The organism is Kitasatospora sp. NPDC040550 (assembly GCF_055594965.1).
This window is the reverse complement of record NZ_JBVIWC010000008.1, coordinates 199,009-208,203: the sequence shown is the minus strand read 5'-3', so window position 1 is coordinate 208,203 and position 9,195 is coordinate 199,009. Positions and strand designations below refer to the sequence as shown.

The 9,195-nt window shown below is 72.9% G+C and carries 7 protein-coding genes and 1 tRNA gene; 4 read left to right on the top strand and 4 right to left on the bottom strand.

What is annotated here, in order from left to right; genetic code table 11:
* Positions 1 to 146 precede the first annotated feature (146 nt).
* Positions 147 to 1,133: a sigma-70 family RNA polymerase sigma factor gene (locus ACZ58X_RS14850; RefSeq protein WP_350505103.1), complete on the bottom strand. Its 987-nt coding sequence runs from the start codon at positions 1,131 to 1,133 to the stop codon at positions 147 to 149.
* Positions 1,134 to 1,558: 425 nt separating this feature from the next.
* On the opposite strand from ACZ58X_RS14850, the gene ACZ58X_RS14845 reads away from it, so the two are divergent.
* A complete protein-coding gene (locus ACZ58X_RS14845; protein WP_470334043.1) occupies positions 1,559 to 2,362 on the top strand; it encodes a phosphatase PAP2 family protein in 804 nt (267 codons plus the stop codon).
* Between the two features lie 116 nt (positions 2,363 to 2,478).
* Here the strand turns inward: ACZ58X_RS14845 and ACZ58X_RS14840 are convergent.
* Together ACZ58X_RS14840 and ACZ58X_RS14835 are read right to left on the bottom strand one after the other, a co-directional pair.
* Positions 2,479 to 2,551: transfer RNA gene (locus ACZ58X_RS14840), tRNA-Arg, on the bottom strand.
* A 146-nt stretch (positions 2,552 to 2,697) separates the two neighbouring features.
* On the bottom strand, positions 2,698 to 5,151 hold the full coding sequence (locus ACZ58X_RS14835; RefSeq protein WP_470334042.1) for a D-alanyl-D-alanine carboxypeptidase family protein: 2,454 nt from the start codon (positions 5,149 to 5,151) through the stop codon (positions 2,698 to 2,700).
* A gap of 297 nt (positions 5,152 to 5,448) precedes the next feature.
* Between ACZ58X_RS14835 and ACZ58X_RS14830 the strand changes: the two genes are divergently transcribed.
* The 3 genes from ACZ58X_RS14830 to ACZ58X_RS14820 all read left to right on the top strand — a co-directional run bounded on the left by ACZ58X_RS14830 (position 5,449) and on the right by ACZ58X_RS14820 (position 7,807).
* Entirely contained in the window at positions 5,449 to 6,201 is a 753-nt protein-coding gene (locus tag ACZ58X_RS14830) for a GOLPH3/VPS74 family protein (protein ID WP_470334041.1), read from the top strand.
* 536 nt (positions 6,202 to 6,737) lie between these two features.
* Entirely contained in the window at positions 6,738 to 7,601 is an 864-nt protein-coding gene (locus ACZ58X_RS14825) for a helix-turn-helix domain-containing protein (protein WP_470334040.1), read from the top strand.
* Positions 7,598 to 7,807, top strand: a complete 210-nt coding sequence (locus tag ACZ58X_RS14820) for a DUF397 domain-containing protein (protein WP_350505095.1) — start codon at positions 7,598 to 7,600, stop codon at positions 7,805 to 7,807. The genes ACZ58X_RS14825 and ACZ58X_RS14820 overlap by 4 nt, the downstream gene beginning before the upstream one ends.
* A 203-nt stretch (positions 7,808 to 8,010) precedes the next feature.
* On the opposite strand, the gene ACZ58X_RS14815 is transcribed toward ACZ58X_RS14820, so the two are convergent.
* The gene (locus tag ACZ58X_RS14815; RefSeq protein WP_470334039.1) at positions 8,011 to 9,126 is read right to left on the bottom strand and encodes an ADP-ribosylglycohydrolase family protein; all 1,116 of its coding nucleotides are present in this window, start codon (positions 9,124 to 9,126) and stop codon (positions 8,011 to 8,013) included.
* Positions 9,127 to 9,195: the final 69 nt, after the last annotated feature.

Here is a 9,195-nt window from a genome sequence, read left to right as displayed (position 1 = left end):
CCGGTTCCTGCGCCCACCCTTTTTCCTGCTGGCTCATCCTGTCCACTCACCGGATAGCGTTCCGAACTGTCCCGCCAGCGTAGAAGCCCCCGGGGTCCCCCCCCCCCCCCCCCCGGGCCCGGGTGGTCGACCTCGGCCGCCGGCCGTCAGGCGGCTTCGAAGCCCGCATGGTCGGCGATCTTCTTGAGCTCGGCCAGGGCGTGCTTCTCGATCTGCCGGATCCGCTCGCGGGTGAGCCCGTGCTGCTTGCCCACCTCGGTGAGGGTGCGCTCGCGACCGTCCTCCATGCCGTACCGGGAGCGGATGATCGAGGCGGTGCGGTCGTCCAGTCGCCCGATCAGGCCGTCCAGCTCCTCGCGGCGGAGCATGACCATCACGGCGTCCTCGGGGGACGTCGCCCCGGTGTCCTCCACCAGGTCGCCGAACTGGGTCTCGCCCTCGTCGTCGACCGACATGTTGAGGCTGACGGGGTCGCGCGCCCAGTCCAGCACGTCCTTGATCCGGGCCTCGGTGGTGTCCAGCTCGGCCGCGATCTCGGCCGGCTCCGCCTCGCGGCCCAGCTCCTTGGACTTCTCCCGCTGCACCCGGCGGATCCGGCCGAGTTCCTCGACCAGGTGTACGGGCAGCCGGATGGTGCGGGACTGGTCGGCGATCGAGCGGGTGATCGCCTGCCGGATCCACCACGTCGCGTAGGTGGAGAACTTGAAGCCCTTGGCGTAGTCGAACTTCTCGACGGCGCGCACCAGGCCGGCGTTGCCCTCCTGGATGAGGTCCAGCAGGGGCAGCCCGCTGCGCGGGTAGCGCCGGGCGACCGCCACCACCAGGCGCAGGTTCGAGCGGATGAAGACGTCCTTGGCGCGCTCGGCGTCGGCGGCTATCGCCTCCAGCTCCTCGCGCGTGACGCCGTCGGGGAGTTGACCGTCGGGGAGTTCGCTCTCGTCCAGCAGGTGCTGGGCGTACACACCGGCCTCGATCCGCAGCGAGAGCTCGACCTCCTCGGCGGCATCGAGCAGGGGCGTCCTGGCGATCTCGTCGAGGTACATACCGACCAGGTCGCGGTCGGCCTCAAGGTTGGTCGGGCGGGCCGCGCGAGTCCGGTCGGCCCTGTCGCGAACGACGGCACGGGTGGCCATGCTTGCTCCCTTTGCTGGTGTTGCCGAGGTCTGCCTGCCTGCCCCCCTGGAGGGCAAGAAGTGCGGGCCCCCAGGGGCTCACACGTAACGATCCAACGAACAGATTCCGGACAACATTCCCAAGTCGTTCAGATTCTTCCTCGCGATGCAGTATCCTGCCGGTTTTCACCCCGGTTCTGGACACTCGGTGACCACCCGGGCACCTCGGGTGCCCGTTCGCGACCGCTCGTGGAGCGCTTCTTCACCGCCCGCACACGCAACCGCCGCCCATTGGTTGAACAGGCGAACGCCGGTGGACGTTCCCGCGCGCCCCTGGTTTCCGCCCGCGCCCGCCCCCCGGCGCACGCAGGTCCTCCGCACAAAAGATGCCGAATCGCTATCACTCCAGCTCCCGATCGGCACAGCGCACTGGGAAGGTGTCAGGCATGCACCTGACCAACAGCACGAGACCCGTCACCGTGCGTCATCGCCGCCTCCTCCGGGACGCGTCGGTCGCGCTGGGCTGCGCCGCGCTGTTCGGCCTTCTGGCGACGCTGGTGACGGGCCGCTGGCACCCCCTGCACGAGTTCGACCAGGACTGGATCGGCGGACTGCACTCCTACGCGCGCGATCACCGGATCTGGACCGCCGCGGTGCAGACCCTCTCCGACATCGGCGGCCCCGTCACGATGCGTATCCTGCTGGGCTGTGCGGCCGCCTGGCTCCTGCTGATCGGCGCCCGGGTGCTGGCCGGCTGGGTGGCCGCTCAGGCGCTGGTGGGCTGGGCGGCCCAGTGGGCACTCAAGCTGGCCGTCGGCCGGCAGCGGCCCGCCTTCTCCGACCCGGTCTCGCACGCGGGCGGCCCGGCCTTCCCCTCCGGGCACGCCATGGCCTCGGCGATCACCTGTGCCGTCCTGGTCGGCCTGGTCTGGTACCGGGTCGGCCGACGCGGCCGGACCGCCGCCTGCGCGGTGGCCGCGGTGACGGTGCTGACCATCGGCTGGACCAGGACCGCCCTCGGGGTGCACTGGCCCAGCGACGTGCTGGCCGGCTGGCTGGCCGCCGGCGCCGTGCTCGGCGTCGTGACGGCCGTGATCGAACTCTGGCGGCCGGGTGCCCTGGCCCGGGACGTCCGACGGGTCAACTGGCGCACCAGGCCCAGGGTCCAGCGGGTCATCGTGCCGTCCGTCCGGGCGCCGCGGGCCGACGGGCCGCTGGAGGACGGCGAGTTGGACGGTCCGGTCCGCTGATCTGCCCTCCCTGGGGGCAGGACGGCAGTGGCGGGCCGAGGGTGCGGAGGAGCGGGAACGGCCGCAGGCCCTCCGCCCGGGGTGGGCGGAGGGCCTGCGAACTGCGGTTCTGAATGTGCCCCAGGCAGGATTCGAACCTGCGACACCGGCTTTAGGAGAGCCGTGCTCTATCCCCTGAGCTACTGAGGCGTGGCCGGTCGGTGACCAGGCCGTTCACAGCGTACCGGATCGGGGGTCGGCCGGGGGTGGCGGACCGGGAGGCGGGGATGCCGGGGTCTGACGGGGGGACAGGGCGGGGGGAGCCGGGCGGGCCGGCTCCCCACGCGCCGTGACGGTCAGAGCAGGCGCAGCAGGCGGGACTCGATGGACGGCGGGTTCAGGTCGGACTGGAGGGCCACCCGGACCTCCGTCCGGCTGTCGCCGGCGCCGACGCGCAGCGTGCCGACCTCCTTGCCCGCCTTCTCGTTGTGGCCCAGCGCGGACGGGTCCAGGGTGACGGTGCCGGTGACGCCCGGGAAGCCGGGCACCACGAGGTCGTTGGTGGCGACGACCGCGACCTTGCCGCCGAGGCCGTCGTCCACGCTGCCGACCACGTCGCCCTTCTTCACCACGGTCTGGCCGGTCAGCCCGTTCTGCGCGGCCTGGATCTGCTTGCCGCTGACCTTGAGCACGGTCGGCAGGATGCCGTCGCCGGCGTTCGGGCTGGTGGCCTGCTGGCCCAGGGTGACGCCGAGGATCAGCCGCTTCACGCCGCCGATCTCCTTGTACGCGGCCCACATCAGGCAGCCGCCGGCCGGGGTGCTGGAGCCGGTCTTGACGCCGATGACGCCGGTCTTCGGGTTGATCAGGTTGTTGGTGTTGGGGATCTTCACGTTGTTGAACGTGGTGTCCGGGGTGGAGACGATCTGCCGGAAGATCTCGTCCTGCATGGCCTGCTCGGCCAGCTTGAGCTGGTCCTTCGCGGTGGACTTGGTGTCCGCGTTGAAGCCCGCCGGGTCGGCGTAGGTGGTGTTGGCCATGCCGAACTTGGCCGCGGTGTCGTTCATCTGCTTGACGAACGCGTCCTCGGAGCCGGAGTGGAAGCGGGCGAGCAGCCGGGCCACGTTGTTGGCGGACGGCAGCATCAGCAGTTCCAGCGCCTGGTACTCGGTGAGCTCCTGGTTCTCGACGAGCGTCACCCGGGACTCGTCGGCGTTGCCGGACTCCTGCGCGGCCTGCTTGTCGACCTTGATCTTGGGGCCGCTCTCCCCCTTCTTGAGCGGGAACTTCTGCAGGATCAGGTAGGCGTTCATCACCTTGGTGACGCTGGCGATCGGGGCCGGCGTCTCCTGTCCCGAGCTGCCCAGGCTGCCGACGCCGACCACCTCGGCGGCGGACTGGCCCTTGGCCGGCCAGGCGAGGTCCAACTGGTCGCCGGCGAAGCTGAAACTGCCCGCGGTCGTCATCCGCACCTTCGGGTCCGGCAGCGGGCGCAGCAGCTGGGCCACCACGAGCACGCCGAGCACCACGGCCAGGAAGGCCGTCCAGATGGTGATCCGCTTGAGCGCGCGGCGCAGCGGCGAGACCGGGCGGGCGTTGAGGGTGGCGAGCACCTCCATCGCCTCGGCGGTGTTCTCCGGCGAGGGCAGCGGCTGGGGCTGGAGCTGGGGCTCCGGTTCCGGCCGGGCCTGCGGCCGCGGCGGCACCTGCTGGGAGGGCAGCGGCTCGGGCCGGGGTAGCGGCGGGACGGGCGGCACCGGCCGCTGGTCCGGCTCGGGCAGCGGGGTCGGCGCGGGGGTGGGGGTGGGGGTCGGCTTGGGGGCCGGCCGGGGCAGCGGTTCGGGGGCCGGGTCCGGCTCCGGCTCCGGCAGCGGGGTGGGCTCCGGGGGCTCGGGGACGGTGCCGGCGGCGGGCGGCGCCGCCGGGGCCGCGGGGGTACGGAGCGGTGCGGGCTTCTCCAGCTTCTCGGACCGGCCCGACTGCCCCGCCCCGCCCGACCGCTGACCGGGCTGCCCGTCCCCGGTCAGTGCGACGGGCGCGGTGGCGTCGGGGGTCTCGGTCGCGTCGGGGGTCTCGGAGGTGTCGGGAGTCCCGGAGGTTCCGGGGGTCTTGGGCGCGTCGGCCTTCCCGGCGGCGGGGGCGGTGGCGTCGTCGGGCGTGTCGGCCTGCTCGGCCTCCGCCCGCTTCACGCTCGCCGGCTTCTCCGGCTTCGCGGCCTCCGCCGCGTCATCGGGCCGGTCGGCTTCATCGAGCCCGTCGGCCTCGTCGGTCGAGTCGTCCTCGCCGGTCCCGTCGGCCGGATCCGCCGCCGCAGCGGTCCGGATGGCGAGACGCGGGTCGGCGGCGGGCGTCCGCTCGGTGCTCCCCTTCTCGCCGCCGGCCTCCGGGGCGCCCTTCCCCTTCTGCGGGCCGCCGTCGGAACCACCCTCGTCCGCGGGCTTGCGGAGCTCGTCCGGCAGTCGCAGCGCGGTGGTCCGGTTGTCCACCGGCAGCCGCAGGGCGGTGGTCCGGTCGTCCGTCGGCAGCCGCAGCATGGTCGTCCGACTGTCCACATCCCGGACACGGAGCTCCACCGTCGGGCCGCCCTTGGCTCCCGCCTTCGGCGTGTCGACAGCGGAGTCGGCCGAAGTGTCGGCAGCGGGCGAGGCGTCAGCGGACGCGTCGGCGGCAGCCTCGGTCGAGGCGTCGGCCGAGGGCCGGACGGCCCCGCCTGACGCCCCGGCAGCCGTCGCGCCCGCCCGTTCGCGCTCGCGGTCCCGCTCCTGCTCCCGCTCGCCGTCCCTCAGCACCCTGTCGGGGGACTCGCCCACGTATCCCAGCCTCCTCAACGCCCGGCGGGGCACCGGCAGACCCGATTTCGGGAAGCCGACGCCCCGCCCCGTGTACCTGTACAGTCTCCGCCACCGACGGCCGTCCGGCCGCGCACACCCCGCCCGACCGGCGCTTATTGCCGCCGCACGGCCGCAACGCGGTCTGTTCAAGGGTCAGACGCCGGGCCCGAGGCCGCCGGTTCCGCGCCTTCACCGCAAGGTCACGATTCGGAGGCGTACTCGACAAGCCCGTGTGAGAGGCGTCACCCTGTCTCTCATCCACGCGGGGAGGCTTGGATGGGCAAGAGCCGCAGAACTGTTCCCGAGGAACTCTTGCTGCTCGCTTTGGACCCGACCACGGGTACCACGGCGCAGCCGCAGACCCTCGACCTCGGACTCGCCGGGGCCCAGCTCGTCGAGCTGTCCCTGGCCGGACGGATCGTACCGGAGGGTGACCGGATCGCCGTCGTGCTCGCACGGCCGACCGGTGACCCGACCCTCGACCACGCACTGGAACTGCTGCGCCGACGCGGCAGTCCGGTCCGCGCGGCGCACTGGATCGGCGGGCCCCGGCTGGGGTTGCGACAGACGTACCTGGCGCACCTGGAGCGCTGCGGCATGGTCACGGCCGTGCCGGGGCAGGTGTGCGGAGTGCTGCCGACGACCCGGTACCAGGCGTCCGACGACTGCACCAACGCCGCGATCAAGCAGCGACTGGACACCGCGATCCGCACCGGCGTGCCGCCGGACCCGCGGACGGCCGCGCTCGCGGCCCTCGCCCACTCGGTGGGGCTGGGCAAGCACCTGTACCCGGGGAACGAGGGCCGGTCCTCACGGTCGCGGCTGCGCGACCTGATCCGGTACGACCCGTTGGGCGGGATGGTCGCGCACGCCGTGATGGACGTGCAGAACGGCCTGCCGGCGCAGCAGAACCGTTCATCCCAGGGTCCCGGGGCCGGGGTCGGGGTCGGTTCCGGTCGCTCCGGTGCCCGTGCCACGGGCCGGGCCCCGGGCGGGCGGGTCCCCGCACCGCGGGTCGGGGTCCGCTGACCCGGACCGCCGGACCCGTAGCGGGCGACGCCCCCGGCGGCACGTCCGACCGAAGGTCCGACGGAAGGTCCGACGGACCGCCCGGCAGCGCGCGGCGCACCGTTCGCGCCCCTCGGCGGCGCTGAACGACCTTTCGCACATCTCCGCACCACCAGGACGACCGGTACCAACGGCACCACCGGCACCGCCGGAGGCACCGGGCACACCGGAAGCACGAGAAGCACCAGGAGCACAGAGGGGCGGTCGCCCCGCGACGCAAGTCGCCCGGCGACCGCCCCTCTGCCGTTCCCGCAGGCCCGTCGGGGCCCACCGCAACTACCGGTTCGAGTCGCCGAGCCGCATTACCACCTGGGGGCTTTCGCTGTCTCACGGACGCGGTTTTCCGATGATCTGTTCTACCGCGCTGCTGTGATTCCCCGGCGCCGACCTGGCCCAAGGTGACATGCTGCTCCAAGTCAGGGGGGTTGGTCCCAATGTCCGAAGTGTTCCGAGGGCTGCCGTTCCAACGATCACCAGAGGTTCGGCCGGAGGTCGACGTGTCCGCGAACATCAATCCCACCGTGCGCCGCCGACGCCTCGGCTCCGAGCTGCGCAAACTCCGCGAGGGCCTGGGGATGACGGCGGAGGAGGTGGCCGGCCGCCTGATGGTCTCCCAGTCGAAGATCAGCCGGCTGGAGAACGGCCGCCGCAGCATCAGCCAGCGCGACGTGCGCGACCTCTGCGACGTGTACAACGTGGCCGACGAGCAGATGCGCGGCAGCCTGATGGAGATGGCCAAGGAGTCCCGCCAGCGCGGCTGGTGGCACGACTTCAACGACATGCCGACCCCGTACAGCGTCTACATCGGGCTGGAGGCCGAGGCCTCCTCGATCCGCGCGTACGAGTCCTCCTTCATCCCCGGCCTGTTGCAGACCGAGCAGTACGCGCAGGCGGTGGTCGAGGGCACCCAGCCGGACACCGACGCGATCGCGGTGCAACGCCGGGTCCAGGTGCGGATGAAGCGCCAGGAGCGCGTCCACGGCGACAACCAGCTCGGCAGCCTGTGGACCGTCATAGACGAGGCGGCGCTGCGCCGCGAGGTCGGCAGTCGCGAGATCATGGCCCGCCAGCTGCGGCAGATGCTGGAGCTGAGCCTGCGCCCGAACATCACCATCCAGGTGATCCCGTTCTCGCACGGCGCCCACCCCGGCATGACCGGGACATTCTCCCTGCTGGAGTTCCCGGAGTCAGCCGATTCCACGGTTGTCTACTTCGAAGGTGTGACGAGCGATCTCTACCTGGAGAAGGAGGCCGATGTGCGCCGCTATACCGGTCTGTACGACTACCTGAGAGCGGCCGCACTCGGTGTCGCGGAGAGCCGGTCGCTGATAGCCGACATCGAAAAGGGATACCACGAATGAGCACCCCCGCCGAGCACGGAACCCGTTGGCGCAAGAGCAGTCACAGTGGAGGCCAGGGCGCCTGTGTGGAGATCGCCGGACCGGCCGCGGGTGCGGTCGCGGTCCGGGACTCCAAGGACCCGGCCGGTCCGCAGCTGCGCTTCTCCACCCAGGCCTGGAACGCCTTCGCGTCCGCCGCTGCGGCGGGGGCCTTCGGCGAGGTCTGAACGGGATCCGTGCTCGGCCCAGTTGCCCGTAGCGCTGTCCGTCGCCCCGAGCGGCGGCGGTCGGCGCTACGGGCAACTGCCGTTCCGGGGGCCCGCGTCCGTGGGGCGGGCGACCCGGAGGCGGGCAGCCCGGGAACGGGCAGCCCGGGGGCGGGCAACCCGGGGGCCGACGGCCCGTACGGGAGCGGCCCGCGCGTCGCCGGTCAGCGCGCCACCGGGTAGCGGGTGGCCCAGCCGGCCCCCTCCGGGCTCCGCAGGTCGTGCAGTTCGGTGCCGTGCATCAGCTCCAGCGCGAAGTCGTCGGCGAGTTCGAGGATCGCGCCGCGCCCCTCCAGACCCGCCACCAGGCCCGGCGGCAGTGCGGTGTCGCCGTGCAGCACCCCGAGCAGGTTGCCGCATATCGAGCCGGTGGAGTCGCTGTCCCCGGAGTGGTTGACGGCCAGCAGCAGGCCCGAGCGGACGTCGTGGGCGACCAGTGCGCAGTAGACCCCGATGGCCAGCGCCTCCTCGGCGACCCAGCCCTCCCCCAGGGCCTCGACCCGCTCGGCGGACGGCTCGCCGGCCCGGACCGCGTCGAGCGCGGCGCGCAGCGCGGCGGTGGTCTCCTCGTGCGCGTGCCGTTCGGAGAGCAGGGCCAGCGCCAGGTGCACGCCCTCCTCCAGGGTGCCGCCGCGGGCGACGGCCTGGACGATCACCGCGAAGGCGCCCGCCGCGAGGTAGCCGGTGGGGTGGCCGTGGGTGAGCACCGAGCACTCCACCGCGAGCTGGAACACCAGGCCCGGCTCCCAAGTGGTGAGCAGCCCGAAGGGCGCCGCCCGCACCACCGTGCCGCAGCCCTTGGAGTGCGGGTTCTTGGGCCGCTCCAGGGTGCCGAGGCGCTCGCCGTCCGGGCCGCTGAGGCCGGTCAGGCAGCCCTGGCCGGGGGCGCGCTGGGCGTACAGCCACTCCTCGCGGCCGAGCCAGCCGAGGTCGGGGCGGCGCTCGTCCGGGCCCCAGTCGCGCTGGGTGGCGGCCCAGCGCAGGTAGGCCAGGTGCAGGTCGGTGGGCGGGTGCCAGCTGCCGGTGTCGCGCCGGATGTGGGCGCGGATCAGGCCGTCCACGGTGAACAGGCTGAGCTGGGTGTCGTCGGTGACGGCGCCGGTGCGCCCGTGGGCGGGGAGGTAGCCGGTGACGCCCTGCGGGCCGTGCTGGGCCCGGATCTTCTCCAGCGGCTCGAACTCGACGCCGGCGCCGAGCGCGTCACCGATGGCACCGCCGAGCAGGCAGCCGCGCACCCGGCTGCGGAAGTCCTGCTGCTGGGCTCGTGACCACAGTGGCATCACGACGGGGCGCCTTTCGTCGGGGTCGGGGGCCGCGTGCGACACCACGGCCGCCGACGCGCCCTGGCA